The organism is Cnuella takakiae (genome assembly GCF_001953305.1).
Taxonomy (GTDB): domain Bacteria; phylum Bacteroidota; class Bacteroidia; order Chitinophagales; family Chitinophagaceae; genus Flavisolibacter; species Flavisolibacter takakiae.
The window spans coordinates 53,896-78,090 of record NZ_MTFE01000001.1 but is presented as its reverse complement, the minus strand read 5'-3'; the positions used below and the strand labels follow the sequence as shown (position 1 = coordinate 78,090).

The window sequence follows — 24,195 nt, the reverse complement described above, 5'->3', positions numbered from 1 at the left end:
CGGGAAGGTGGCAACATATAGGTATATCGCTGAAATAGCGCTAAACTTATCACGCATAAGTTTACCTTATCCAGAAATTGAGGTTGCATATGTCATAAATGCACATGAAATGGAACAACCATGTCACCGTGTTATCTATACTTACATAATGTTCAGAAACGAGCGGCAAAAACAACTGCTAATTCATGAAAATGCAATTAACGAAGATTTAAAATGTATAAACTATTGGAAATCTCCTTTAGAAAGCGAAGAAATGCTAAACAAAGCAAATAGAATACTCTCAAATAAAGAGCTCAAATTCACAGGATTACAAGAGTCTTTTTACTTCTCACATGAAAATCATTCTCTTGCATTTACTATAAAAAACTTGTACGGAAGAAAAACACTTCTTACGAATCAATGTCTATGTAATAAATGCTCTACACAGAGGATGGCTGAAGAAATCAAAATAGACTAACCTTCACCCTTAACTTACTTTTTTATAGCACAACTAATTTCAGTTGTAAAAATTGTTGTTATTTTACATCCGTGTGCACAACTAATTATAATTTGTTTTGTAAGAAGTGCTAATTTTTACCTTTTACTTTTCCTTGATTGTACTTCCTGCTTTTTCACATGAGGCAAACTATCAATAAGATCCTCATTAAAATCTTTCTTAAACGCAGACAGTGTAACATACCGCTTCTCCATTCCTAAGCTAATAATCAATGCGCGGTTGAAGAAAGAAACAGCCGCTTCATTGAATGGAATCCACAACTTAATATCATCTCCTGTACGTTCAGCTCTAAACATCATTCCGCTTACATCCTGGTGCGCCAAAGACTCCAATACCTGTACGCTGCTATGAGACAGTGGTTTGTTATTGCCAGCCAGCATATTTAATAATGGCTCCATGAAAGGGGACAATACACCATGAGGAATATGTACTTCTAAGGTTTCTTTTCGGGCTACCAGGTGCGTGGCTGGCGGCAGGCTGTTGGTAACGGCCAAAAGGAACCGGAGCGCCAACTTGCTGCCTTCCTTGTCCCGGTCAAAACCTAATTGGTATTGAACCAAGTGAGCGTTTGGCAGGCTTTGTACATAGCTGGTCATATAGTGCACCTGATCCTGGGAAAGGTTGCCACCCGTGGAAAAATACAAGGTGTTTTGTGGTTTGAATAGCTGGTAGTGACTCAGAGCATCAATGGCACTTTCGGTAACGACAACTTTTTCCAGACTTTCCGGCGGGTTGGAGTGCCAGGCGCTGCTGCGGCGGGAAGCTTGGGTGTGTGCTTTGTAATTGTAGTTTCGCTCCTCGGCCCCGATGAGTGCCCCTTGTAGGTCGTTGTAAGGGAAGGCAATATTGACAAACGTGCCCCTGTGGAGGTTAAGCACCGTACCGGCGAAAAGGGGATGCTTCAGCAAATCCTTTCGAATACCGCGGCCTTCCAGGTAGCTAGTATCATGCAATGGCCGCAGATCGAGGAGGTCTGCACGGAAAGCATTTTCTGCCTGGCTGTTGTCTTTTATGTCCCCCATTCGGGCATTATATAGCTTGGCTAAGGCCTCCTTCTGTGGCTCGGGTAAGGACAGGTGATGGTACAACACCGCGTTTACCGCCGAAAACTCGCTCTTACCTGGTTTATTGAATGCACTGAAAATAGTGGAGAGGCGCCGGCGCACAAAGTCCACCAGGGTCCCTTTGTCAAAATCATCCCGCACATTGGCGTAACCCTGGTTGCCTGGTTGATGGGGATTCAATATCAGGATGCGGTCGCCGGTGGCTTTGTGATCCAACACCGGGTACCGCCTGCAGGTGTGCGCCTTGTTGTAGGTATACCCATTGGCTAGGGCCAGCTCCTCGATGGAAATGCGATGCCTGAAGTCGGCAAGGGAAATAGGCTCCCCTCCTCCCCTTTGTGCGAATTGGCTATCCATAGCATTTCATTTAAGGGTTAAAGTGGGCAGTTCTGAATACCGGCAAACAGGAACAGTTCCAGCAGGTTGGAGGGGGTTACCTCCACGGCGCTGGGGCAAAGCGGCGGCTCTTCGAAAACAGGGTGTTGGGCAAGGATCGGTAAGTCCGGTGATTGCTCCACCGGTGTTTCTGTGATGGTTGAGGTGTAGGGCATGGTGTTTTTCTTTGCCCCTAAATTGACTTATTAAGCTACGAAATTCAATCGGCAGAACACCTCAAAACAGTACCGAAAACACCCTATTTTGAGCCCCCTTCCTGCATTTTATGCAACAGCGCTACCTTCGAGGACACACCCAATTTCTTATACAGGTTTTGGATGTGCGTACCCACCGTTTTCTCCGATACAAAAAGCAGGTCGGCAATAACCTTGGTGGTTTTACCGGACACTACCAGGTGGGCAATCTCCAGCTCGCGGCGGGTCAGATTGTAACGGTCAGCCAAATTCTGTTCAGGATGCTTCACCGGGCTGGTTATCGGTGCTGCTACGGCTATTTCCGTAGTAAAATCAGGTGTTCGCCCTAGCGCATTAGCAAGGGGTACTGATTGCACAATCTGCTCTACCATCCTGGCTTTTTGCAGGTGAACGGTTGCCAGCGTATTGTGTACCTGTTCTTCCAGCACCTGGATGGAGGTGGGCTTTTCTATAAAATCAATGGCGCCCAATTTCAAGGCTTGGAGCTTGATACCTTTTTCTGTTTTAGCGGAAAAGAACAACAGCGGAATATGGCGGAACCTGGCTTCCTGGCTGACTACCCGTTGGAACTGAAAACCATCCATTCCATCCATCATTACATCTGATATAATCAGATCGGGTCTGATGCCCTCCTCCCGCAACCGGTTCAGCGCAGCAGCGCCATTCTGGGCCGTGTACACATTGTATTTTTTGGAAAACCGCTGGTACAGAAAGCGGAGCATGCTGGGTTTATCCTCGATGATCAAAAGCGTAAAGCGGCCCTCCTGATGGGGCTCCGTCTCGGATAAAGCAGTTTCCCTGACGGCAGGCTGGAAGGCGATACTGGCATGAATGGCATCTTGCCTGCCGACTTCCTTTTTACTTACAGGAAGGGTAACGATTATGGTCGTTCCGCCCAACCGGGCATGTTCTGCCACTTCGATGCGGCCACCCAGTTGCTCCGCTACCTGTTTGGTGATAGGAAGTCCCAGTCCTAAACCCTGGGTTGACTTAAAGGTTTGCTTTCGTTTGATCTGGTAATAAGGTTGGAAAACCCTGGTGCGCTGAGTGGACTCGATGCCGCTGCCATTATCGCTTACCACCAGTTGCACCCAATCGCATGAACGCTCCAGTTCCACCAGTACGGTACCTCCTTCCGGTGTAAACTTCAGGGCATTTTCCACCAGGTTGAAGACAATACGGTCCAATGCTTCGGGAACAGCAGCAACGGCAATGTCGTCCGCAATCTGCCCGGAAAGGGAAATACCCGATTTGCGGGCATAATGCTGAAACAATTGGATGCGGTCGCGTACAAGCGCCGAAAAATCAGAAGTCTGGTCCTTGCAGCCGATAGCAAAGCCGCGCATGGCTTTCTCCAGGTCAAAGAAGTTGACGACATCTTTGGTTAGCTTGTCGATGTTCTGGCGCATGCTTTCCAGCGCTTCACTAGCGGGCGCCGTTTGCATATAATCTTCCAATTGGCTTTTGACCAGAAAGAGCGGTGTTTTGGCTTCGTGGGCGATATTGATAAAAGCAGCCGTTTTGTTTTCGCTCACCAACTTCAACTCAGTGGTCCGGCGCTCCACCTCTTTCTCTAGCTTTGCGTTGAACGTAAGCAGCTTTTCATGCTCCAGCCTTGATTGGGTGATGTATTGTTTTAACTGCAATGCCATCAACAACAAAAAACCAGTGTTGGTAATAATTGCTTCAAATGTTTGGGATAGTCCGAGAAAGGAGATTACCGGCAGCGCCACCCAAGGCGCCAGGCTGGCCAGCAGAATGGACATTTCCTCTTTCCCTTTTGGATTGGTGTTTTGCTCCCTGTACTTCTGGTGCACGGATTTTACCAAAGCAAGAATGACCAGGATGGCATAGAGCAGGGGAATGCCCAGCAGGTTCTTTGCCGCTTCTAGGTTGCCAGTTGCCACATACACCCCAACAAAAAAGAAGTAGGGCAACATCAGGAACAGGTACACGCCCTTGAATGCATGCCAGCGCATGTTGCGCAACCCGAAACAACGGTACACGTACAAGGGGAAAAAGCAGGGGGTAATGAATCCGGTGCCGTAAGCGATACAGTTTTGCAGGATCACAGATCCCGGCAGGTTGGGATCAGGAAGAAGTCCGCTGGCCACATTGTAGATGATGAGCAGGGACAGGAGTACAATATTGTAATAGGCGTGTTTATTGCTTGGACGAGCCAGCCTATGAATGATCTGCAGCGACAGCAGCACGATTTCAACACATATGAACACAAAGGTTGAAATCTCCATTTGGGTTCCAAACAGGAGCATGGGGAAGGGGTGTTATCAGGTTAGGATAAGGGTTTGGGTGCAGGCTGTTCCCTAATTGTTACTCAGAAAGTAAAGGGGGTAGCCAAAACGCATGGACTCATTGTAAACACTAAATCCTGCGTCTTTGTAAAACTTGATATTGCGCTGGGTTGATGTTTCCAGGTACACAGGCCGTTGGTCTTGTCGGCTGGCTTCTATTATCTGCTGTAACAGTTCGCTGCCAATACCCTTACCTTGATGGGCGGGATCAGTACCTATGAACCACAGGTATGCAAAAGGCGCCTTGGGATGAAACTGCTTGATAAAAGCTTCCCGGCTCAGGGTTTTACGCACATTGCCCAGCCCAATGCCTTTTGTAATCAGCTTCAGGTCGAGCAGGGTGGTTTTGAGGTTGCTTTTTTTCTTATCGGGGTGAAGGAGGAGCGCACAACATTTCCGGTCCTGTGATAACAATACTTTGCCAAAATGAAAACAAAGGTCGAAGGAGTATTCCATCAGGCTGCGGATGCGGGTTGTCCGGTCGCCGTCCTGGGGAATGATGTAGTTGACACTTTTGTTTTCCTTGAATGATTCTGTCAAAATTTGCACTACCGCCGCTTTATCACTGTAAACAGCTTTGATCATAAATCATTGTTTTGCAGGGTCGTCAAAAATATAGGGTTATCATATACAAAAAATAAGTAATACCCCTGTTTTCAGCATCGTAGTTTTACGATATCAAATCTTCTGATTCATTTTGAGCTTTTTTGTAAGGGGTGTTGTTACCTTTTCGGAACTGGCATTTACAGAAAGTGTTACAAAGCCATTTTTGAGATCAGAGGTTTGATTCAATTCCTTTTTAAAAGCCATGGCTAGGTCAGCAGCTTGAACAACAGGAAAATCACTACTGCTTTTATTACCCAGGGTGAGCGCCTTCACCCTTTTGTTTGCTGCCTCCTGCGTAGTGTAATAGTATATTCTGGCTTCGCCGTCTTCATTGCCGATAACAGCAAAAGGCTTCCCCTGTTCTGCATTCTTCTGTGCTTGTTGGTGCATGCGTTCTAGGTCACCAGCCTTTACTTTGATTTGTGGTACAGATCCATCCAGCTTATTGTTGTAACTCACCTTAAGGTTTTCGACCTGAGAGGTTTTGGGGTGCAGGATGCCGATTGCCTCCAGGTGGCGGTTGATGATGCTTTCTACCGTACTGCCTTCCCTTCTCAAAGGTTCGGGCAGGCGCCTGATTTCGCGGGTAGCTTCTTTGATAGCATCCCAATAACGCGGATCACTAAGGTTTTGTGCCTTGTTGTTTTGCTTGATCCGGTCCGAGGCGGTAGTGAAGGCAATATTGGCCAGGTGCTCCAGCAACACAATGGTACCCGCCCCGGAGGCAATCAACGCCAGGTCAATTGCCAGTTCCCTGGAAGAATAGGTACTGTGGCGGTAAGTAGTAGGCTGCCCCTTGGCCCGGCCCACACCGGCAAGCACATCTACCTTGAAATGCAGCTTCTTGATTTTGTTGTCGTCTCCAGTTGTAGTGGTGATGCCAATTTCACTATTGGGGTTCAAACGGAAGCCCTCCCCTCCTACCGTGATGGTCTTGCCCTCCCTGAATGTCTTTTTCTGATCTTCCGTAAGGGCAATATCGTTGATGCTCTCCGGCGCCCGCACCTTGGCCTTGTTGATGGCCACGTACTCATTCACGGTTTTATCCAGGGAAATCAGCACTTCCTTGGGTTTACCCCGGTCTTTGATGGTGCGTTCTATAAAGTTGGTTTCATCCTGCTGCAGGTGGACGATCTCTTCCTTGGAAAGCTTAAATACATTTTCAGCCTGGTTGCGGATGGGGTGTACTTTAAGCGTAGGGCTGCCATCTTCTTTTAACTCAATACTTAGCTTGGCATCCAGGGTTGCAGGCCCTACGCCACCCGGCAGCTCCACATTGGGAAAACGCATCAGGGAGGTGCGTTGCCCACTCAACAGGGCATTGAGTGTGCGGGGAGGCAGCTTAAGCAGGTCACTGCGGGAAACACCCAGGATTTCGAACTGGTCAAAAGGAAGTTGGTCAAACTTCATTGGAGCTGATGTTTGCTTAAAATTATAACTTAGAAGTAAATTCTAGTAAAAAGGTGAATTTATTTTTACTTCTAATTAAAATAAGCATACTTATGCTGCTCATTTTGTTGCCAGGGCTGCAGGTTAGTGCACAGCTATCAACTGTAGGGGTTAGTGGGAGAAAACTATCCAAGGCTGTTCAACGGGGCTTGGAAAAACCGGAACAGGATACTATGCGTTTATCCTCAACAAATACATCAGCATATAATAAAGGGGAAAAAGAAAACAAACCTATTGTTTGGTACCCTATCCGTAAGCCCTTGTTCCATCCTCCTTTAAAACGGATCAGGGTCACTTCAAGTTATGGCAAGCGATATCACCCAGTATCACGATTGCCGCACTTTCACAATGGTGTGGACCTGGAGGCTAATTATGAGCCGGTGATGGCAGTAGCAGCGGGTAGGGTGAAAAAGGTTGGTTTTGATGAGCGGTCAGGGTTGTATGTTGTATTGGATCATGGACAGGGAATTACAACATCCTATGCGCATTTGAAGTACGCCTTGGCTGAAATTGAACAGTTGGTTGAAGGTGGGAAGCCAATTGGCGTTTCAGGGAACACAGGTAGGAGTACGGCTCCACATCTTCACTTTTCCATCAAATTGAATAATCTCGCTGTTGATCCAATAAATATATTTAGGTAATTAAAGAAAAGTAAAAAGTTCTGCTAAGTAGAACCCATCCTTATCCACGGTACCAAACAACAAGTTATCTCCTCACCATGAGCACACTTAAAGATTGATGTTGTTTGGTATATTCTTTTCGTCATCAGTAATATGGACAGGAGACTCTGGACCTTCCCACTTTCCACCATTTACAAGATATAATTCGTAGTAAATTATCCATTCCACCAACCAAGGTATCGTGTATTTATAAATAAGCGTCCAAGCAGACCATTTCAAATCTTGAGGATAATGAAGGCAGAGGGAATGATCCGAATACATGTGGATTTCAGGTGACGGCACAATGGAAGCAGGTTGCAAAATTCTTGTATATGGCTCACTTCCATACACGCACCTAATTTCTACTTCATACCTATTCCTAAAATCCGGATTGGAAATGACGCCCTTGCATACTAAGACATTCTTTTCCATTCGGCATTTTATAAATTGGCAGTGCTGCTCAATCAGCTTTTTTTGATGGAGCAACATTGCCTTCATTGCAAATCTGTTCCGGGCCGGTTGTAAAAATTTACTTGCCATAATGAAAACGATGTGGCTGATGTTGAACGCCCTTTTGGTCAGGAGTAATCGTGCCCGTGCCGTTCAAATAAGCAGTACCTGATGATAGCAATGCAGCAGTATTCCGTAGCTTTGCCATCCTATCAGCCTCGTTCTGATTGATAATGTAGAGCTTTCCATCGGCACCAACACCAACGAACGGTAGTGTCTTCAAAAACTTAAACCAGTCGAAAGCATATTGCGTATAGCGAAAGTTTTTTTCCGGAATTTCAAATATATAACGCTTTACCTGACCATCTGCGTCCCGTACTAAGTCGAAGATGATGGTACCAGTATCCAACCTGTCCTTTACATATTGACCAACAACAATTCCGTTCCTGGATGCATATGCCTGCATCTTGCTGGCAAGGCTTGTATGAAGGCTGTTTGTCGTCAGTTCGCTTACGTCCATCAAACCGAAGTTTGCCCACAGTACATCATCATCGTCCCCGAAATCTATACCGATTCTGGTGTTAATATTTTCAATGCCGTCTTCGAGGAAGAGATCTTTTAAATCATTTTGCACAAAGTAAGTGAACATACTGCAGGCAGTTACCGCTTTTTCAACAGCCATATTTTTGTCCATGGCTTTACTCCCGAAATAAGCAAATACGCCGTCGCCTTGGAGACGCTGTACATGGCCGCCTAATGCAATGCAGGTATGAATAGCTGCACTTTGGATGGTGTTTGTTATCCGAAAAATATCCTCGAGGTCGTACTTTTTGTGAAGATTAGTTGAACCCTGGATATCAATAAAAACTGATACGATGTAATGGTACTCGACATCATCAGTTCCTTTGAGATAGACAAAATCTGGATGCTGCCCAAGTTTGGCATTTTTTAGATGTTCTCCATTTAGGATTGCACCTAATGGCTGTGCTGAAAGATGCATGCTATTGCTGAATGCTCTTTGCTCCTGAATCACCTTCTTCCTACTATCCGTTTTACTTAACAAGTTTAGGTTAAAGTGATCCATTCCTTTGTTCAAATTGCTCTTATTGCGTCCTTCGGCAACAATACCTTTCAATCTATTTGTGTAACTATTGTATATCATGGTTTTAAATTTCTTATTATGAGAAAAAGTAGAGGCAGCATTGTAATAAATTGTGCAACAACACACATAGCTGCATACTTTAGCTTTTTGTACTTGCTGTCTAAGCCTTGTGCCAAACAGTAAGCTTGCTGCAGCAGATCATCTAACATTGTTGCACCATCAGCCTTTTCAAACCTTTCTTTAAAATGGGAGAGCCCATGCCGAGCAATACCGCCGAAATAAACCAATGAGGGTAGCTCAAGCCCTTGATGATTTCCTTTCAGAAAAGGCATCAACGCCGTAATGGTGAAAAAAGTAGATAGGATATTTGAAATAACTAGCACCGAGAACAAAGTCCAAAAGAGAGCATCAGCTGTTACCTTGTCATGAAGACTAAGGTAACCAACACAGATGCCGCCAAAAATGAAGGTATTCAAGCCAATATAAAAAGCACCCTTGTTGTTTACTCCATCATAATAATGGTCGAATCGCTCAATAATGAACTTAGCATGTTCATATTTACACATACGCCCTCCTCAGTCTTTAATAGCAATGCCAATGAACAATGCTGCTAACACCAAAGCAAATAAGGTGGAAACTTGCCGACTTTCTGCTTTTCCGGTTTGCACATATGATGCGTAATGCTCACAATTATAACTGATAAGGTCGTAGGACTTACCTAACAAACTCAGGGCCCGCTTCACAGCGGCCACTCGCTCCCTGTATTCACCTGAAAAACCTTCAACTGTAATGTCATTTTTATTGCGAAAAAAATCCAAGGCTTTTACAAGGCGAACCCCATTGAACTTGTGGTTCTCTGCAATCCATTCTGTGCCCAGTGCATCTACACCCAGGTAAATGGAATGATGTTTTGAAATGCCAGTTTGAAAAATAGGTTCAATAAGGCGGCCTGCATGATTTAGACCATAATGGCGGGCATAAACAGCGATACCAGTCCTTTGTGATAAGCTCCGTGAAGCCTTGAGTAAATGTTTGATCATATTTGAATTGATTGATTACATATTGTTCAATTAGTGTTGAACGTAACCAAATCCAATTCGCAAAGGAGTGAATGAAAGCATAGAATATATAGCGCGTCTAATAACGCCATCATCAACGCCAAGACATTGATTCAATTCTTCACAGGGTTGGATTTGATTTACTTACCGATGCTTTCTGAGCATCATTACTTTTGAGCATATTTCTTGCCACACCTAATACTTCAAGCAGCTAAAAACCTTAAACTCGGTGGAGCATATTATTAGATAGCTGAACAAACGTTTTTCTTCGCCCAATTACTAATTAGTTTTAACTGCAAAGCTTCGAGGTGATTTACTCACTATCCTCAACTACTACACTAAGGAGAACTTAGATGCAGGCAGTATTGCTCCTGAGTTTAGTGTTTTTTATCTACAGGAGGTAGAGGGTCATTGCCGTATGAGTCCTTATCACGGATGCGGCCATCTCTTCCATGAATGACCACTTCACTTTTCTGGTGTTTTGCGATGTCCTTTGCCGCAGCAATTGCGCTTTGTTGGGTTGGCTTGATTACAGTTGCTTTTTGGTTTCCTGCCCCCTTTACTTGCCATTCTCCGCCTTTGGGAGTAACATGTTGATTTTTTCCCTTTGCCATAAATAGATCTTCTTTAGCTTTGTATCATTAATAAGAAGCTGTTTCAGAAGTCAAATTTACGCTTGTATCACACGTGAAACATTGTTTCACAAAAAAACTTATCAACATGCCTTCCACATTGAACACTGAAATGCTTGCTAGTGCCATAAAAACAAAGCGAGAGAAAAAAGGGCTTAGAGAAACGGCAGCTGAAATAGGAGACATCAGCCCGGCTACCTTATCTAGGGTGGAGCAGGGGAACCTACCAGATGTAGAGACATTCATCAAAATATGTAAATGGCTAGAGGTCTCTACTGACACATTTGTCAAGGGCGATAAAGTAGCAAATCAAGAGCTATCAGAAAAAGAAAAAATAGTTTTCCAGCTCCGCTCAAGCCAAGAACTTGACCCTGATAGCATAGATGCCATGATAGCAATGGTGGATTACGCATTCAAAAAAGTAAAAAAAGATGGCAAGTAAATCTTTTCTGAAAAGAGGATTCAAGGCTGAAGCGGAGCGCATTGCAGAACGCTGCAGGGAGGAAGTAGGTGTATCGAAATTCGACCCATTGGATGCTTTTGCACTTGCAAGACACTTGGATATTCCAGTTATCTCTTTAGACGAATTAGACGACTTTCCGGAAAAACATTTGAATAAACTTAGGCAACCATCAAAATTTTCAGCCATTTGGATGCCTAATGAAGACGGCGATAAAATAATCATTCATAACACACGGCACTCTGCTAAAAGACAACAAAGCAACCTGATGCACGAGCTTGCGCATATTATCCGCAACCATGAGGTGCCTGAAGACATTGCAAGGCTTTGTTTGTTGCTCAACCTGCACTATTACAATAAAGAACAAGAGGAGGAAGCAAAATATCTTGGAGGTTGTTTACAGATATCCAGAGCTGGTTTGCAATGGGCGTTAAAGAGGAATTTCACGAGGGAGGAAATAGCTGACCATTTTAATGCCAGCATAGAAATGGTAGTTTACCGCTTGAATACTACTGGAGTTCTTATCCAGCAAAGCTATTACAAGCGCTAATTGGTAGATAAATACTGCATCACAGGGAAGAAGAGGGGAGTTATGTAACTGGTAATCTTAGTTTTCCACACTTAAAAGCATGAAAACCTGGTCATGTTAGGTTCTGTTACCTTTCTCAATATTTAATCTACGGATTATGGGTAAATACAGTATGCAGAATTGTTTCCTACAAATCACAAATTTGTAGGAAACAATTCTGCATACCCGGTCTGCCTTTCTAAAGGCACTTCTTCAATCGACACGATGGGTTTGCTATATACAACTTGCTTTTTGTCAACTTCAATTACATTTCTGAAGCCTTTCCACTGCTCTAATGTATTTCCTCTTATAAACATAAGAATGGTTTCCTGAGAATCTGGAATTGCGATTTCAATTTGAAATGTTTTCATATTTACTTTTTCCAGGGTTTCTAAATATTAGGTGGTTGTTTACAGCAAAAGTCGCTGTGTCACGGTATCATTCGAGGAATCCTATAAGAGTGTATTCAACAGCATCAACACATGATCCAACCGCCCGGCCGTCTCCCTTTTAATTTCCTTCACCGTTTCCATAATCTGGTCTACGTTCATGCTGGACTGCTCCAATAAGAAGGTCTTATCAAAAGGCTCAGCGAAGATCATGGGGATGCGGATGCCCTGGGATTGAAAGAAGGTAAGCAGAGCAAAAAGGTACTCAATGGTGCCAAAGCCCCGCTCCATTCTGGAAACAGCCGATTGAGAGGCACCCAGCTTTTCAGCCAATTCCCCTTGGGAAAGGTTCAGTACTTCGTCTCGGATGATTGCGGCAATTCTTCCAAATTCCTGGGGCGTCATAATAAAATTGATTCTACTTCCGTGTAAATCCGCTGCATGTGCTCGAGCAGGAAAGCGGCTTTCTGTTCGCTGTCGCCGAAATTATAGATTTCAGGCAACTCCCTGTAGGCTTTTTTCTCCCCTTCGATGGCTGCCATGTCCAAGGCAATCTTACAGTTAAATACATTGGGTACATAGCTACCATCGTACGCCCCACTGCTTTCCCTAGATACCAGGCCCACCAGCTCCCCGGCATTCAGGCCTGCAATCTTGGCGGCAGGGATCAGGCTGTCCATCCGTTCGTTCAGGTTTACATTGGCCTTTTCGTGGCTTACCGATACGCCTGTTGCTGTCTGTTTTACCTTACCAAAAAGCTTTTCCAACCAGTCAAGGGTTTCCTTGTTCCGCACCGATCCGCTCAAGATAGTACCCATAATAGAGGTAATGCTATGGGCGACATCCTTTCCATACTGCTGGTGAAACTGCGGCAGTTCCTGCAGGCCCAGCACTACGGCCACCTTGTTGCTCCGGGCGGTGGCAATCAGGTTCTCCACCTTGTGCAGGTAAATGGTGGGTGTTTCATCTATTACCAGGGCCGTTGGGTTATTACCCTTGGTGTTCACCAGCTTGGTAACCCGGTTGACTACTACAGAGTAAAAAGCGGAGTTGATGTTTTGGGTTTGGGGCGAGTTGGCCATCACCAGCACACTGGCAGGGTTGGAAATCTTCAGGTCAAAGTCTTCGGCGCTGAACACCCAAAAAGCTTCCTTGGTAGCAATCCGGGATATATTCACCCGCACGGTACCTACCTGGCCTTCCAACTGGTCGAAGGCCCGGTTGTCGAACGCGGAACGGAAGGGCGCCAGCAGGGCATGGAGTTCTGGATTGTCGAACAGGGTATTGAAGATGTTCTCGTAAGGCTGGTTGATAAAGGCCAGCACATGGGGCAGGGTGGAATATTTCCCCATGCGGTAGGTAGCGAAATAATAAATACAGGCCGCCACAAAGTTGATGGCGCTCTGGGTAAAGAACTGCGCCGAACCGGAGGACTTTTCGCTTTTCAGCAGGGCATGGATCAGGGTCTCGGCAGTTTCGGTAGCATCGGCCAGGGTGGTGATGTAGCGAGGATGCAATGGGTTTACCCTGCGGGAGTACTCCAGCCGGTCCAGGTTGAGTACATGAAACTGGTGGCCCTTCAACGCTCCTCCCCTTCTACCCTTTAGGTAGTGGTGATAGGCGATCAGCGACAGATCCGGATACTTGAAGTCGTACACCAACATCGAAAACCCTTTGGCCAGAAATTGTTTGATAAAAGGAATGATGACACTTTCTGTTTTACCCGAACCAGGCGTACCAATTACCATGACGCCCCGAAACGGATTAATATTCATCCAGCCTTCCCGTACTCTTTGTTGGTAATAAAAACGGGTAGGCAGGTTGAAGGAATGAGGCGATTCCACCAATTGGGTGTTTTGCGCAAAGCTTTCCCCTTCCACGTTCCAGCGGTCCTTGCCCAGGGAGGAAAATATCTTTTTGGAGACATTTGAAAAGGCAACATGCAGGAGTACGGCACCCACTAGGTAAGAGGTTCCGTATAAGATGGCTTTCAGGTTGGGATTGTCCATACGCATCCTGATCACCCAGAGACTACCTACAAACAGCAACAGGCCCATAACAAAGGGAATAAAGAACTGCGTGGATGCTTTGTAGTCCACATCCTTGCGGGCCTTGGTGGCAAAGGATACCAGCAGGATGATGGCAAAGGCCGTGATGTGGGAGTACAAGACATTGGTGAGCACCGGCCAGCGGTACAGCAATTCGTTGATGCGCCACAGTAAGGGATTGGACACCCGTATGGAAAAGAACTGGGTATAGATGTCCAGCAGTATAAAAAAGTACAGCAGGTTTTGAAACAGGGCAAATACACTGCGGTGGTGATTGGTTTCCTGCATAGCGGTAAGGGTTGCAATAAAAAAGCAGGACTTCCATAATAGAAACCCTGCCCAAAAACAATACGGAGCCTAGTTCAGGATGGGGGCTTCCAACAGGCGCTTGTAGTCTATATCAATGGTCAGCTTGCGGCCGGACACCTGTTTTTCCGCCACCTCGATGGTAAAGACCTTCTCTCCCGGATAGGTGAACTTGCGGAACAGGTATATGTTGCGCCATTTGTCTTTGATCACAGGAGCTTCCCCTTGCTGAAAGCCATAAATGGGTGTAAGCTCTATATCCTGGGAAACATGGGCCTTGGGCAGGTGCTTGTCCCGGAGCTTGAAGCGGACATCTTCCAGGTCGAAAGCCAAATTGGTGTGGTTGTGCAGCGTAACATCAAACATCAGGTAGTCGCCTACCACAAAAACATTGTTTAGGGAAAGGAGCATGCCGTCAGTTTTATGTGTGACGTTGAATAGCTTTCTTTTGGCGGCATAAGCCCGGAATGCCAGGCGGTCAAACTCCTGCCGGCCTACTTTGCCATAGGCATTGGTAGGCAGGGCATCCCCGGGTTTTACCGTAATGACAGTAGCCGTGCGGGGATCGCCAACGGCGCTGGTAACATAGAGGCGATAAGCCATAACATATTGTTCGGTAACAAGGGTAACCTGAAATTCGTCGCCTTCCTGCATGGCAGTGTCGGGTTTGAAGCGGAATATGTTTTTCTCGGGCAGGTTGCCTTCCACGTAGGGGTTTGAAATGTCTACATAGAGGATCGGTTCAGGGGAAATGATATGCGTGGTTTTTTGCAGCCCTACCTGATAGGTGGCAATATTGCCTTCGTTTACTTCGGCTTCTTTCAACGAGGCAGGCGGTGAGGGTACGGCACTTTTACCTTCTACGTGTTCAGGTAAAGCGACATACTGCGAGGCAGATGCTTGTTGCACAACAGGGTTGGTGGCAACTTTCCGGGTAGCCAGCTTCTGGGCATTAGCGGCTACAGCCAACAGCAGTAGGAGTATGGGTAAGGTAACTTGTTTCATACAGGGTTAGTTTTTCTCTTTCAGGTAAATGATATAATTGGTTTTGAGGGTAGCTTTTTCGGTCCGGATCATCCGGTTGATGGTGGAAGATGTGGTGGTAAAAACCCTGGACAGCAGGCTGGTGCTCCCATCACCGGCCATGTTGATGGAAGAAAGCCCATTAGTACCCTGAGTACCGATTTCTTTGGAAAACTCCCGGAAGTTGGAGCCCGGCACATACAAACCCAAGTAGCCATCGCTGTCAAATACATCCAGATTTACGGGCAGGGGCACGCCACCCTGCATGATCTGCGTAATGGAAATATTAACCCGCTGCACCTGGAAACCGGTTACCATACCATAGATCAGGGAGCCTTTACCAATCAGCTCCTCTCCTACCAGAATATCTTGCAACAGTTTTATCCGCACCCTTGAACCGGCACCTACTTTTTCCTTTTGGTCAATAACTGCCCGGATGCCTTCGTCGGCAGCAAAACGTTTAACGGTGTTGAAGCCCTGGCTGCTCCTGCCTACAGGCACCACTGGTAGAGGCTGAAAGGAAGAGTCGGCAGCGGGATCCATCCCGTTTTTTCGCGTTGAAGGGGAATGCGGTGCACTGGCAGCGGTGGCGCCATAGCCAGCACTAGTTTTTTGCATGCTGTCCATTATGCGCATTTGTTCCCGGAATACGGATAGTTCATCCCGGCTATCCTGTCTCCTGCTTTCCCCTTGATCATAGGCACCTGGGTAATCAGCCTGGGCTTGTTGCAAACGGCGGTACACTTCCGCAGCTGTTGCTTCCCCATGTGGGTCAGGGTAGGCTGTAGGGGAACTATGTGACCGGGAGGCACCGCCACCGCGCATCATCCGCTGCATCTTGTTATCCAGTGATGCTTTGTTTTGGTCCAGCGACCGGCTCAGGCTATCCAACTGGTGACGGGCCATTATGGCTTGCAGGTCTTCGTTGGTGTAGGCGGAAGAAAAATCACCGGCAAGGCCACCATCGGGTGCGGCACCCGGCACACTCAGGGCGCTAAAATCCCTGCGGTCTTTATAGGCTTCCTGCAAGGCTTCGAACTTGTCCTTAATGGCGCCGTCCGCCACCTGTGTAGAAGCACCGGGCAGGTTGGGATTGATTTCACCAACACCCGCAGAAAGGAGGCTATCCTGGCCAGCAGTGGCCAGTTCACTACTGCCCTTGGCTGTTCCGCCGAAGATGAAAAAGAACAGTACGAGAAAAGGCAGAACAATCAGCGGCAGGATATACTTGGGTTGTTTGAAGTTGATGTGCACGGCTAGGTGTTTTATGGGTTACTTGATTTTTGCTTTGCTTTCAGTGCATTGGTCACCTGTGGCAAAAAGGAAGGATCCAGCCTAGAGTAAGCTTCAAAAATGCGAAGGGCCATCAGGGTATCGGCATGGGTAAGGGTCTTTTTGGCCATCAGCATGTCGAGCGAATCTTTAAGGCGGGCTACCTGCATGTAATTGCCAATGGAAAACTCAGGACCGCTACCCTGTTCTAGGGGAATGGCCTTTTTTCCCCCTTCCAATATGGAGGGTAAAAAGGGTTTGGCAGGCTCCCGGTTATTGATGTATACCATCAGCCCAAAATTGAGCAAGGCGAAAACCAGCATCCCGGCAATGGTCCACTTTGGATGTTGCTCCGCAAACACCCGGAGCTTCTTCACCCTATTTGTTACTTTATTCCCCTTGTGAAGGGGAAACTTACCGTTCAGGAGGTTGCCTTGATCAGAAACGTTGTTTGGCTTCATTGTACAGGTCTTTATTCTCCAGGGTTTTCCAACCGTTGATGAGGGCGCCATGGGGATTGTTTTCGCTCCGGGGCACGTCCTGCAGGTAGCCTTCCGTCACCAATGAGCGGATGGTGATATTGGAAGGACGCTCTATTTTTTGTTTGCCATAGTAGCGCCACCGCTTGGTGTTCATGTCCAGCAGGATGCTGTCCTTGGTGCAGGTGATAACCGAAGAAGTAGATACCAGGTTGGTGTAGTAACCCTGCTCTTTTAGGGTATTGTACTGCGCCAATCCCGAAGCGTCTACCAGGAACATAGCCCTTTTAATCTGGTAGTCGATGTACTCATTATCGGGAGGCATGGAAAAGAAGTAGTCGTGGAAAGCTTCGATGTGGGCTTTGTATTCCGCTGCCCGGTTATCGCCCACCTCCGCCCTTGTAGCTACAATGGGAATGTTTTTATCCAGCACATATATCTGGTTCTTCTCCCGCGATATCATTTTATAGGCATACCCGAAGGCTGCCAGGGCAATGATGATGGCACTGACAAAGCTGCCTAGACTGACATATAGGGCCAGCCGGATTTTGTTTTCGATGCTTTTTATCAGGTTCATGATTGAAAGAGTTTACGATTTGGCAATAGCACCAGCAAGGGATTTTACAGGCTGCACGGCTCTTCCGGCTGCTGCACCACCGGCACCTACCGCCCCGGCAGCGGCCCCCTTCATTCCGGCAATAAAGGCATTACCGGTACCCACGGCACCCAGAATCCAAGTGGACACAATGGGTGTGGCTACGATGCCACTGAAGGCGGTGACCAAGGCAATAAACAGGTAGCCTACAAAATTGTCGATATGCTGTACCGCAGCCAGAAACTGCGCCTGCACATCGGCTTTTGCCAGCAGTTGGCGCAGGCGGTCGATTTCCTGTAACAAGCCATAGTTGATAATAGCACAGGAGATATTCAGGATAATGAATCCGATGGTGCTGTAAAAGGACACAGCGATGTACCGGGCCGCCCAGGTTACCCAGGAGTCCTTGAATGGGCCAGCAATGGAAAAAGCAAAGGAAAGCGGCCCTACACTGGCAAGCACATACATTAGGATCAACTGAAGAAAAAACAGGCAGTAACAAATGCCTTTGAATACACCCAGCACAATCCAGGTAATGAACTGCTGCAGCCACATGCTTAACTTGATCCATAGCAGCTGCTCCAATACGGTGAGGTGGGCCGTTGCCTGTAACATCAGCTCCTTGCCACCCAGCGTAATCACATTGTGGGCTACATCCTCCAGAAAGGTTTCCCCTTCCTTAGCTGACTGCACGTACATCTGGGCCAGCTCCGTGGTATGGGAAATCAGGGTTGCAAACAAGGAATCGGTCAGCATGTCTTTGGTGTCCAGATCGGTATTCATGATCTCGGCATTGGCTTCAAAGCTGGTTTTGCCAATATCATCGGCCTTGGAGCCCGGATAGCCTACCACTTCCGTTACAAGGGAAAAATTGATGATGGCTAGGGTAATCAGAAAAGGCCGGAACAAAGGCATCACTTCAAAGCGGCCCTCTCCTACAATCATGGCATAAGCCCGCACACTGAGGTAGATGAGCGCGAAAACGGCAGCCACTTCCTTGGCCACGGTTATCAGCGCCTGATCGGGCAGGCTATCCTTAATACCGGAAATAAGCGTCATGATGTTTTTGTCCCAAAAAGGATTGAGGTCGCTTAGGAGAATATGGAGCAGGTGCATACATCAGAATTTGTGGGTGGATAATATGTGGCGCACAATCTCACCGTCTGAGCGGTGGATACCGGTGGTGCCCTTTGAACCTTTGGGAAAATTGGGCGGAAGGGCTGTCAGCCGACGCATGGCGGCAATCATGGAGATGATTACATCATTCTGGCGCCTGAGTTCTTTTGCCAGTTCCAGGTAGGCAAGCATGCGCGCTCCTCTGTCTACAAAAGATCCGTGTATGATGCCCACCCGGTCGCGGCTGATATCGGCAAACTCCAGGTATTTACGGTAGTAGGTGTTCTCCTTCATTTTGGCAGCGGCAATCGGCTGTGTTCGCTGGAGTTCAGCCATCCGGCGCGGCACCTCCGTAAAGAGCTCATCAAACTGTTTCTGGAAGTAGAGGGTGTAAGTAATATCCCCTGCCCCACCACTCATGCTGGTATAGGTGGCGGCACTGGCCAGGGTTACAGCTTGCAGGCTGTCCCTGATAGCACGGTCATCGCGCTCCTGCGCAATAAGAGAAGCATAGTTGCGTACAAAAGGACCGTCTGCACGGTAAGGCCTGCTGTCCTCACCCCGGTAATAGTCGCGGTGTAGCACCCGCCAAAAGAACCACCCTCTTGGGTCTTTGGGTAAACCCAAAAACCCGGTCTCGGGTGTGGGCTGCCAGTCGTCCCACTGATGCATGGCCATGCGTTTCAATTGGCCACTATTGGCTTTGTCCTGTACTGGCATGGCCACCTGTGCCGGACACTGGGCGGCAAGGGAAAGGGCAAGGATCAGGGTTGGTGTTTTCATATCCTAGAACTTGGTTTTGCGCATGATGTCCTGTACCAGGGTGCGGTCCATGTTGTAATACATTTTCAGGGGAACAATCTTTTCCACCGCATCCTGAAGGTTATAGAGCTTGAACATTGATACCATGGAGTTGGATACACTGTGGATGATGCTGATATCGGTATATACCTCGTGCACCATCTTTTCCCGTTGAATGGGGTTGATGAGTACCTGAGGATCGTTTTGCAGCACCAACTCCTGCAGGTACTGTCGCAGGCGACCAACCCGGCCCATGATTAGTTGGCTGTGACCGGCCAGCAGGTGTACCAGGTAGGGTTTGTCTTTAGCCAAAACCGCCGCTGTTTTCAGGTTGGTAAATATTTGCGGTACTTTCTGGCCTATGTACCAAAGCGTACGGCCATTGCGGAGCGCACCGTCAACATTGGTGAGGGTATTAAAAACCTTGCGGTGTACTTCCTCCACCGTTGTTACATGGGTTAGTATCCCTCTTCGGTTTTCTTCTACCTGGGCCAGTTTATCGCGGTATTGGCCATGCAGCGCCACCTTGAACGCGGTATTGGCTGTTGACTGCTGAATAAGGTCCTGGTGGATTACTACCCGCTGGGCCGTAGCCACGGAAGACAAAGCCAGCGCAAGGGGAAAAAGCAGTTTGCTCATTTTAGCTTATTTAAAATGTCCTTAACCAATTGTGCATCCCTGTTCACCAGAATACCGGCCCGTGTGTTTTTAATTTGCTGCCCTGCGTCGAACGCCTTTAAACTGTAGTACAGGCTGTGGCAACGGCCTGTCAGTTCCCGTAGCTGGAGGTCTATTTCGTGAAAGAGTGTTTTACGGGCGGCCACTTTCATTTTGGACAACTCACCATAGGTTAGTACCAACAGGGTAATGTAGGAAGCCAGGTCTTGGGCATCGTCAATGATTTTCCGCTCGTGTTGTACCACCATTGGTGCAAGCCATGGGTATTTGTAGGCTATGCGAAGGGCCTGCTGTTGGAGGGTAATCATTTCATCTACTGCCCGGTAGATGTTATACAGTGTAGTGGCGTCGGCAGCTACGATGGCTGCTGATGTCAAGCGGCTGTCCAGCAAGTCGGCAAGGTTCTTTAGCCGGTTATTACCCACCTTCCAGGTAGCAACAGAAGCCTGCGAAGCCAGTTGGTTGGTCGTTGCTTCTTTGTGGTCGCTGTAGTGCCGTTTGTTGGTTTTAATCATTACTTCAGTGGCGGCTACATCCCAGGTATCCTGCTGCCCGGCTGCAGGCAGAACGGAAGCGAAAGACAGGATCAATAAAACAGGTGCTTTCATAGGGCTTAGAATTTCCAGGTTCTGAGTACGTCTTTCACCAGCGCGGCATCCCTGTTTACCATGGAGGCAAAAGGATTGAGGGTTTGTATCAGTCCCTGCTGCACCACCAACCGCACTTTGAGATATGAACTATAGGCAAGGCCGTTGATTACCTGCAGGTCCATCAAGATTTCACGCATCAGGCGGGTACGCTCCCCTGCATCCATCAGCAGGTTGCGGTCGTTCTCCTTGAGTACGAGCGTACGGATTTGGTTGTAATAAGCAATGGCACGGGTCACCATTTCCTTTTGCATCTGCATGGCAAAGGCAAGAGCCAGTGGGTTTTTCTTGGCTTCGCGGATCATGGCGCTTTCACTTTCATAGATGCTCTTCATCACCTGGGCACACTCGTAAAGCTGGTAGGCGTTCTTTACATTGTCGCTGATCAAGGTGAGCCCTTCGTAGGTTTTCTGTTGCCAACGGTTGATAAAGTCTACGGTTGCAGCCGTAGCAGTTTGCAGGTTCTGGATCATCACCTGCCGCTCTTTGATCTCGTTCATGCTTTTGCGCTCCACTTCCCCGTTGATGGCCAGCATTGTTGAAAGTGTTGGATCGATTACCAGTTCCTGGGTGTTGCCACGGCTGGCCACCAGCATACCCACACCCATCAGAACCATTAGTTGCTTTGCGTTCATACCATAAGTTTTTGGGATTGGTAAATGCCTCCGGAACGGCTGCATTGCTTTAAAAAATCGTGGAAAGGGAGCCCGCTTGCTTTCAGGTCTTTTACCAGCGCCTCCATAGCCTGTTCGTAGGTAGCATAAGCTTCCAGGTAATATTCCAGCACCTCCCGCTCTTTGCGTTCGGTGGTATAGGTCAGGTACTCTTCAAAAGGCACTTCCACGCCATACACTTCGCCCACCCCACCCCGCTTGATGTACACTTCGTTGAACCGGCCCCTACCCTCCCGGTTATCGAGGCGATTGATGGTAAATATTTTGTTTTGCTCTACCTCGTTCAGGCCTAGCAGCTTTGCGATATCGGAAAAATTGTCCTTATACTTGTATTGATCCAGAAGGAAGATGGTATCGCTGTTGGAGATAATGCTATCCTTTACAATGCTGTTCCCGATAATGTCGCCCAACTCCTGTGTGACAATAATGGCTTCACCAGCAAACTTGCGTACCGTTTTATATAGGTAAAGAATATAACCTGCCATCATGGGAGAGGCAATAGCCTTCCAAGCTTCTTCAATCACCAGGATTTTTTTGTTTTTCTTGTAGCGCATTTTCTGGATGAACACATCCATGATGATCAGCGTGGTGATGGGGAACAGGAGCTTGTGTTCCTTTATGGCGTCAATTTCAAAGACAATGAAGCTTTCGTTGAATAGGGTATTGTCTACCTCATCATTCAAAATCCTTTCGTACTCCCCGCCTTTGTAAAACTTTTTGAGCACAAAGCGGAACTCGTCCAGGGCAAAGGATATTTTTTCTTCCTGTAACAACGCATGGATGGCTGCGCAGGCGAATTCGTAAAAAGTGTTGAAGTTGAGGCACTGCACCTGTACCCGACTTCCGAAATAATCCGTGTAGTAATCGGTGATAATTTTGCTGAGTACCGTGTCTTCCACTTGGTTGAGCTGGCCATCCACCCCTTTCCAGATCAGGCCAATCAAAGACTTCAGAATTTGTCGCTTTTCTTCGTTGTTCTCAACGGCCTCGATTCGGAAGGGGTTCATGGTGATGGGCCTTTCCTCACTGTAGGTGATGTACCTGCCGCCAAAATACTGGTTGGTTCCAAAATAAGAGTGCCCGGTGTCCACCAGTACCACATCGGCACCCAACACCTGGCACTGTTTGATATAGCGGTTGGTCACAAAAGATTTACCCGTACCGCTGGGACCCAAAATGAACTTGTTGCGATTGGAGATGCGGCCCGTTTGCATGGGCAGCTCCGATGTATCAATGCCAATGGGCACCCCCTGCCTATCGGTGAAATACAGCAGGTAGTCGGAGGCTTCGGTTTTGGGCAGGGTTTCTTTGAAGAAAAAGCAAACCGCCGCTGGCCGGGAAGTCAGGAACTTATCGTATTTCTTAAGTTCGTCTGCATTTCCGGGGATGGCTGACCGGAACAGCTCCATTTGGTTATACGTGTTCTTGCCAGGTATAATTCCCATGGCAAAAAGGTTGGTATCGATATAGTTGACGGCCTTATTGATCTTTTCCCCTTCCGCCATCACCAGGATGCTAAAGTTGCAGTACACCAGCAGCTCATTTTCCTGTGCAATGCTCAGGAACATATCATCAATGTCCTCCACGGAAATATTGTTAGCCGGATCGGGCATGGAAGCATGCCGTTTCTTTTTAGCCTCCAGCTCACCTTTTACTTTTACCTGATCGGGAATAAACACAACCTGGTTGTACAGCACGGTGTCTGCTTCAGGCACATGGAGCAGAAAAGAAAGCGGGTCAACGGGGAAAGGCTTACCAGACCGGGCAAGGTCATGGCGGTTGGTATACGCCGACACTTCAGCAGGTATGTTCAATTCATCGATGTCAATAAGGGAAACAACTTTCAGTTGGCGTTCCCCAAACTGAAGGCCGTTCTTGTCTGCTGCAATGTTTGCGTAGCTATACTGGGCATCGGAAAAGTTGAAGGCCATATAGCGAGCCTGCAGGCTTTTCATTTCCCCTTCATTCAATACGCCAACAGAAGCTTTTGCATTACGGATGGTGTCCATGATCTTGAGCACCTTTCCTGTGAACTCCTTTATTTCCCCTTCATTATACGCAAAGAACCGCCCCTTGGTGTTTTGATGGGTAATGGTCAGGTAGGTAGTTAACCGGTTGTACCTGCGCCCTTCAAAGTAGCGGAAGAACTTTGTATCCAGGTAATCACCCGAATTGTTGTTAGGCTGCTGAAAGCAGGACCGGGTAACTATATCTGTTTTTTGCAACAGGATGCCCGGACCAGCAATCTTGATGATGTGGCCGAACAGTTGGTGGGCAGCCTCATACAAACGCTCATCAGCGCAGTACTGGGGGCACCCGTTTTCCATCTGGAGTATCACCGAGTAATTGCCATTACAGCTGTACAACAAGGTCAGGCCATCCGCAACCGAAGTGCCGATGAAGGGAGATTCAAATAGCTTTTTTGCCTTCATGTTTCCGGTAGATTGTGTGTTTGGAGGGAATGATGAATACCGCGTCATCACGCCGCTTTTCGTACAAGCCTTGCTTTTGCTTTTCGATGATGACCATAAGCAGGGGAATGGCAACTATTGCCATGGCAACAAGACCGGCTATGGCGCCTAAAACCACACTGGCAACTATGCCTGCTGTTATACCACCTACCAAGGCGCCCAACGCCATGTAGATAAACCGGCCTTTAAAAACCTTGAAGACAAGGGGCCGTTGCAGCCCCTTGTAGATGGCATAGGTGCGGGTAGCCAT

Annotated in this window: 28 protein-coding genes; 4 read left to right on the top strand and 24 right to left on the bottom strand. The window is 47.4% G+C overall.

Going from position 1 to position 24,195, the window contains the following annotated elements; translation table 11 throughout:
• Nucleotides 1-457: MGMT family protein (locus tag BUE76_RS24395; protein ID WP_158069906.1), on the top strand; the 457-nt coding region annotated here is incomplete at its 5' end.
• Between the two features lie 116 nt (nucleotides 458-573).
• Here the strand turns inward: BUE76_RS24395 and BUE76_RS00395 are convergent.
• The 5 genes from BUE76_RS00395 to BUE76_RS00380 all read right to left on the bottom strand — a co-directional run bounded on the left by BUE76_RS00395 (nucleotide 574) and on the right by BUE76_RS00380 (nucleotide 6,478).
• Complete coding sequence (locus tag BUE76_RS00395; protein ID WP_073047386.1) at nucleotides 574-1,917, bottom strand: toprim domain-containing protein; 1,344 nt, start codon at nucleotides 1,915-1,917, stop codon at nucleotides 574-576.
• A gap of 17 nt (nucleotides 1,918-1,934) precedes the next feature.
• Nucleotides 1,935-2,111, bottom strand: a complete 177-nt coding sequence (locus tag BUE76_RS24390; protein WP_158069905.1) for a hypothetical protein — start codon at nucleotides 2,109-2,111, stop codon at nucleotides 1,935-1,937.
• 83 nt (nucleotides 2,112-2,194) lie between these two features.
• A complete protein-coding gene (locus tag BUE76_RS00390) occupies nucleotides 2,195-4,423 on the bottom strand; it encodes an ATP-binding protein (RefSeq protein ID WP_073047383.1) in 2,229 nt (742 codons plus the stop codon).
• Nucleotides 4,424-4,474: 51 nt separating this feature from the next.
• Nucleotides 4,475-5,047: a GNAT family N-acetyltransferase gene (locus BUE76_RS00385; RefSeq protein ID WP_073047380.1), complete on the bottom strand. Its 573-nt coding sequence runs from the start codon at nucleotides 5,045-5,047 to the stop codon at nucleotides 4,475-4,477.
• Between the two features lie 93 nt (nucleotides 5,048-5,140).
• A complete protein-coding gene (locus BUE76_RS00380; RefSeq protein ID WP_073047377.1) occupies nucleotides 5,141-6,478 on the bottom strand; it encodes a DUF4099 domain-containing protein in 1,338 nt (445 codons plus the stop codon).
• A gap of 92 nt (nucleotides 6,479-6,570) precedes the next feature.
• On the opposite strand from BUE76_RS00380, the gene BUE76_RS00375 reads away from it, so the two are divergent.
• Nucleotides 6,571-7,158, top strand: a complete 588-nt coding sequence (locus BUE76_RS00375) for a M23 family metallopeptidase (protein ID WP_073047374.1) — start codon at nucleotides 6,571-6,573, stop codon at nucleotides 7,156-7,158.
• Between the two features lie 87 nt (nucleotides 7,159-7,245).
• Here the strand turns inward: BUE76_RS00375 and BUE76_RS00370 are convergent, their stop codons facing one another.
• The 5 genes from BUE76_RS00370 to BUE76_RS00350 all read right to left on the bottom strand — a co-directional run bounded on the left by BUE76_RS00370 (nucleotide 7,246) and on the right by BUE76_RS00350 (nucleotide 10,400).
• On the bottom strand, nucleotides 7,246-7,716 hold the full coding sequence (locus tag BUE76_RS00370; protein ID WP_073047371.1) for a hypothetical protein: 471 nt from the start codon (nucleotides 7,714-7,716) through the stop codon (nucleotides 7,246-7,248).
• Complete coding sequence (locus tag BUE76_RS00365) at nucleotides 7,706-8,761, bottom strand: adenylate/guanylate cyclase domain-containing protein (protein WP_158069904.1); 1,056 nt, start codon at nucleotides 8,759-8,761, stop codon at nucleotides 7,706-7,708. Before BUE76_RS00365 ends, BUE76_RS00370 begins: the two co-directional genes overlap by 11 nt.
• A gap of 23 nt (nucleotides 8,762-8,784) precedes the next feature.
• Complete coding sequence (locus BUE76_RS00360; protein WP_073047363.1) at nucleotides 8,785-9,294, bottom strand: Pycsar system effector family protein; 510 nt, start codon at nucleotides 9,292-9,294, stop codon at nucleotides 8,785-8,787.
• A gap of 9 nt (nucleotides 9,295-9,303) precedes the next feature.
• Nucleotides 9,304-9,768: a lecithin retinol acyltransferase family protein gene (locus BUE76_RS00355; RefSeq protein ID WP_073047359.1), complete on the bottom strand. Its 465-nt coding sequence runs from the start codon at nucleotides 9,766-9,768 to the stop codon at nucleotides 9,304-9,306.
• Between the two features lie 395 nt (nucleotides 9,769-10,163).
• Nucleotides 10,164-10,400: a DUF2188 domain-containing protein gene (locus BUE76_RS00350; protein WP_073047355.1), complete on the bottom strand. Its 237-nt coding sequence runs from the start codon at nucleotides 10,398-10,400 to the stop codon at nucleotides 10,164-10,166.
• Between the two features lie 106 nt (nucleotides 10,401-10,506).
• On the opposite strand from BUE76_RS00350, the gene BUE76_RS00345 reads away from it, so the two are divergent.
• Together BUE76_RS00345 and BUE76_RS00340 are read left to right on the top strand one after the other, a co-directional pair.
• On the top strand, nucleotides 10,507-10,860 hold the full coding sequence (locus BUE76_RS00345; protein ID WP_073047352.1) for a helix-turn-helix domain-containing protein: 354 nt from the start codon (nucleotides 10,507-10,509) through the stop codon (nucleotides 10,858-10,860).
• A complete protein-coding gene (locus BUE76_RS00340; protein ID WP_073047348.1) occupies nucleotides 10,850-11,428 on the top strand; it encodes an ImmA/IrrE family metallo-endopeptidase in 579 nt (192 codons plus the stop codon). The genes BUE76_RS00345 and BUE76_RS00340 overlap by 11 nt, the downstream gene beginning before the upstream one ends.
• A gap of 173 nt (nucleotides 11,429-11,601) precedes the next feature.
• Here the strand turns inward: BUE76_RS00340 and BUE76_RS00335 are convergent, their stop codons facing one another.
• The 14 genes from BUE76_RS00335 to BUE76_RS00270 form a co-directional block, all read right to left on the bottom strand.
• On the bottom strand, nucleotides 11,602-11,817 hold the full coding sequence (locus tag BUE76_RS00335) for a hypothetical protein (protein WP_073047345.1): 216 nt from the start codon (nucleotides 11,815-11,817) through the stop codon (nucleotides 11,602-11,604).
• 81 nt (nucleotides 11,818-11,898) lie between these two features.
• The gene (locus tag BUE76_RS00330) at nucleotides 11,899-12,240 is read right to left on the bottom strand and encodes a helix-turn-helix domain-containing protein (RefSeq protein ID WP_073047342.1); all 342 of its coding nucleotides are present in this window, start codon (nucleotides 12,238-12,240) and stop codon (nucleotides 11,899-11,901) included.
• Nucleotides 12,237-14,171, bottom strand: a complete 1,935-nt coding sequence (locus tag BUE76_RS00325) for a type IV secretory system conjugative DNA transfer family protein (protein WP_076026706.1) — start codon at nucleotides 14,169-14,171, stop codon at nucleotides 12,237-12,239. Before BUE76_RS00325 ends, BUE76_RS00330 begins: the two co-directional genes overlap by 4 nt.
• Before the next feature lie 69 nt (nucleotides 14,172-14,240).
• Entirely contained in the window at nucleotides 14,241-15,194 is a 954-nt protein-coding gene (locus tag BUE76_RS00320; RefSeq protein WP_073047567.1) for a DUF4138 domain-containing protein, read from the bottom strand.
• Nucleotides 15,195-15,200: 6 nt separating this feature from the next.
• The gene (traM, locus tag BUE76_RS00315) at nucleotides 15,201-16,466 is read right to left on the bottom strand and encodes a conjugative transposon protein TraM (protein WP_073047565.1); all 1,266 of its coding nucleotides are present in this window, start codon (nucleotides 16,464-16,466) and stop codon (nucleotides 15,201-15,203) included.
• 11 nt (nucleotides 16,467-16,477) lie between these two features.
• Entirely contained in the window at nucleotides 16,478-16,861 is a 384-nt protein-coding gene (locus BUE76_RS00310; protein WP_143157457.1) for a hypothetical protein, read from the bottom strand.
• A gap of 61 nt (nucleotides 16,862-16,922) precedes the next feature.
• Nucleotides 16,923-17,540 (bottom strand): conjugative transposon protein TraK, encoded by a 618-nt coding sequence (gene traK, locus BUE76_RS00305; protein WP_083596684.1) that lies wholly within the window; start codon nucleotides 17,538-17,540, stop codon nucleotides 16,923-16,925.
• 12 nt (nucleotides 17,541-17,552) lie between these two features.
• The gene (locus BUE76_RS00300; protein WP_073047558.1) at nucleotides 17,553-18,674 is read right to left on the bottom strand and encodes a hypothetical protein; all 1,122 of its coding nucleotides are present in this window, start codon (nucleotides 18,672-18,674) and stop codon (nucleotides 17,553-17,555) included.
• A 3-nt stretch (nucleotides 18,675-18,677) separates the two neighbouring features.
• Entirely contained in the window at nucleotides 18,678-19,457 is a 780-nt protein-coding gene (locus BUE76_RS00295) for a hypothetical protein (RefSeq protein ID WP_073047556.1), read from the bottom strand.
• Nucleotides 19,458-19,460: 3 nt separating this feature from the next.
• Nucleotides 19,461-20,114 carry a hypothetical protein gene (locus tag BUE76_RS00290; RefSeq protein ID WP_073047553.1) on the bottom strand — a complete coding sequence of 218 codons (654 nt, stop codon included), beginning with the start codon at nucleotides 20,112-20,114 and terminating at the stop codon, nucleotides 19,461-19,463.
• Nucleotides 20,111-20,761, bottom strand: a complete 651-nt coding sequence (locus tag BUE76_RS00285) for a hypothetical protein (protein WP_073047550.1) — start codon at nucleotides 20,759-20,761, stop codon at nucleotides 20,111-20,113. Before BUE76_RS00285 ends, BUE76_RS00290 begins: the two co-directional genes overlap by 4 nt.
• A gap of 5 nt (nucleotides 20,762-20,766) precedes the next feature.
• A complete protein-coding gene (locus BUE76_RS00280) occupies nucleotides 20,767-21,435 on the bottom strand; it encodes a hypothetical protein (protein WP_073047547.1) in 669 nt (222 codons plus the stop codon).
• The gene (locus BUE76_RS00275) at nucleotides 21,432-23,906 is read right to left on the bottom strand and encodes a TraG family conjugative transposon ATPase (RefSeq protein WP_073047544.1); all 2,475 of its coding nucleotides are present in this window, start codon (nucleotides 23,904-23,906) and stop codon (nucleotides 21,432-21,434) included. Before BUE76_RS00275 ends, BUE76_RS00280 begins: the two co-directional genes overlap by 4 nt.
• Nucleotides 23,884-24,195, bottom strand: a complete 312-nt coding sequence (locus tag BUE76_RS00270; protein WP_073047541.1) for a hypothetical protein — start codon at nucleotides 24,193-24,195, stop codon at nucleotides 23,884-23,886. The genes BUE76_RS00275 and BUE76_RS00270 overlap by 23 nt, the downstream gene beginning before the upstream one ends.

Coding starts and splice junctions, on each gene's coding strand:
- BUE76_RS00395 (WP_073047386.1), bottom strand. CDS start 1,917: ATGGATAGCCAATTCGCACAAAGGGGAGGAGGGGAGCCTATTTCCCTT.
- BUE76_RS24390 (WP_158069905.1), bottom strand. CDS start 2,111: ATGCCCTACACCTCAACCATCACAGAAACACCGGTGGAGCAATCACCG.
- BUE76_RS00390 (WP_073047383.1), bottom strand. CDS start 4,423: ATGCTCCTGTTTGGAACCCAAATGGAGATTTCAACCTTTGTGTTCATA.
- BUE76_RS00385 (WP_073047380.1), bottom strand. CDS start 5,047: ATGATCAAAGCTGTTTACAGTGATAAAGCGGCGGTAGTGCAAATTTTG.
- BUE76_RS00380 (WP_073047377.1), bottom strand. CDS start 6,478: ATGAAGTTTGACCAACTTCCTTTTGACCAGTTCGAAATCCTGGGTGTT.
- BUE76_RS00375 (WP_073047374.1), top strand. CDS start 6,571: ATGCTGCTCATTTTGTTGCCAGGGCTGCAGGTTAGTGCACAGCTATCA.
- BUE76_RS00370 (WP_073047371.1), bottom strand. CDS start 7,716: ATGGCAAGTAAATTTTTACAACCGGCCCGGAACAGATTTGCAATGAAG.
- BUE76_RS00360 (WP_073047363.1), bottom strand. CDS start 9,294: ATGTGTAAATATGAACATGCTAAGTTCATTATTGAGCGATTCGACCAT.
- BUE76_RS00355 (WP_073047359.1), bottom strand. CDS start 9,768: ATGATCAAACATTTACTCAAGGCTTCACGGAGCTTATCACAAAGGACT.
- BUE76_RS00350 (WP_073047355.1), bottom strand. CDS start 10,400: ATGGCAAAGGGAAAAAATCAACATGTTACTCCCAAAGGCGGAGAATGG.
- BUE76_RS00345 (WP_073047352.1), top strand. CDS start 10,507: ATGCCTTCCACATTGAACACTGAAATGCTTGCTAGTGCCATAAAAACA.
- BUE76_RS00340 (WP_073047348.1), top strand. CDS start 10,850: ATGGCAAGTAAATCTTTTCTGAAAAGAGGATTCAAGGCTGAAGCGGAG.
- BUE76_RS00335 (WP_073047345.1), bottom strand. CDS start 11,817: ATGAAAACATTTCAAATTGAAATCGCAATTCCAGATTCTCAGGAAACC.
- BUE76_RS00330 (WP_073047342.1), bottom strand. CDS start 12,240: ATGACGCCCCAGGAATTTGGAAGAATTGCCGCAATCATCCGAGACGAA.
- BUE76_RS00325 (WP_076026706.1), bottom strand. CDS start 14,171: ATGCAGGAAACCAATCACCACCGCAGTGTATTTGCCCTGTTTCAAAAC.
- BUE76_RS00320 (WP_073047567.1), bottom strand. CDS start 15,194: ATGAAACAAGTTACCTTACCCATACTCCTACTGCTGTTGGCTGTAGCC.
- traK (WP_083596684.1), bottom strand. CDS start 17,540: ATGAACCTGATAAAAAGCATCGAAAACAAAATCCGGCTGGCCCTATAT.
- BUE76_RS00300 (WP_073047558.1), bottom strand. CDS start 18,674: ATGCACCTGCTCCATATTCTCCTAAGCGACCTCAATCCTTTTTGGGAC.
- BUE76_RS00295 (WP_073047556.1), bottom strand. CDS start 19,457: ATGAAAACACCAACCCTGATCCTTGCCCTTTCCCTTGCCGCCCAGTGT.
- BUE76_RS00290 (WP_073047553.1), bottom strand. CDS start 20,114: ATGAGCAAACTGCTTTTTCCCCTTGCGCTGGCTTTGTCTTCCGTGGCT.
- BUE76_RS00285 (WP_073047550.1), bottom strand. CDS start 20,761: ATGAAAGCACCTGTTTTATTGATCCTGTCTTTCGCTTCCGTTCTGCCT.
- BUE76_RS00280 (WP_073047547.1), bottom strand. CDS start 21,435: ATGAACGCAAAGCAACTAATGGTTCTGATGGGTGTGGGTATGCTGGTG.
- BUE76_RS00275 (WP_073047544.1), bottom strand. CDS start 23,906: ATGAAGGCAAAAAAGCTATTTGAATCTCCCTTCATCGGCACTTCGGTT.
- BUE76_RS00270 (WP_073047541.1), bottom strand. CDS start 24,195: ATGGCTACCCGCACCTATGCCATCTACAAGGGGCTGCAACGGCCCCTT.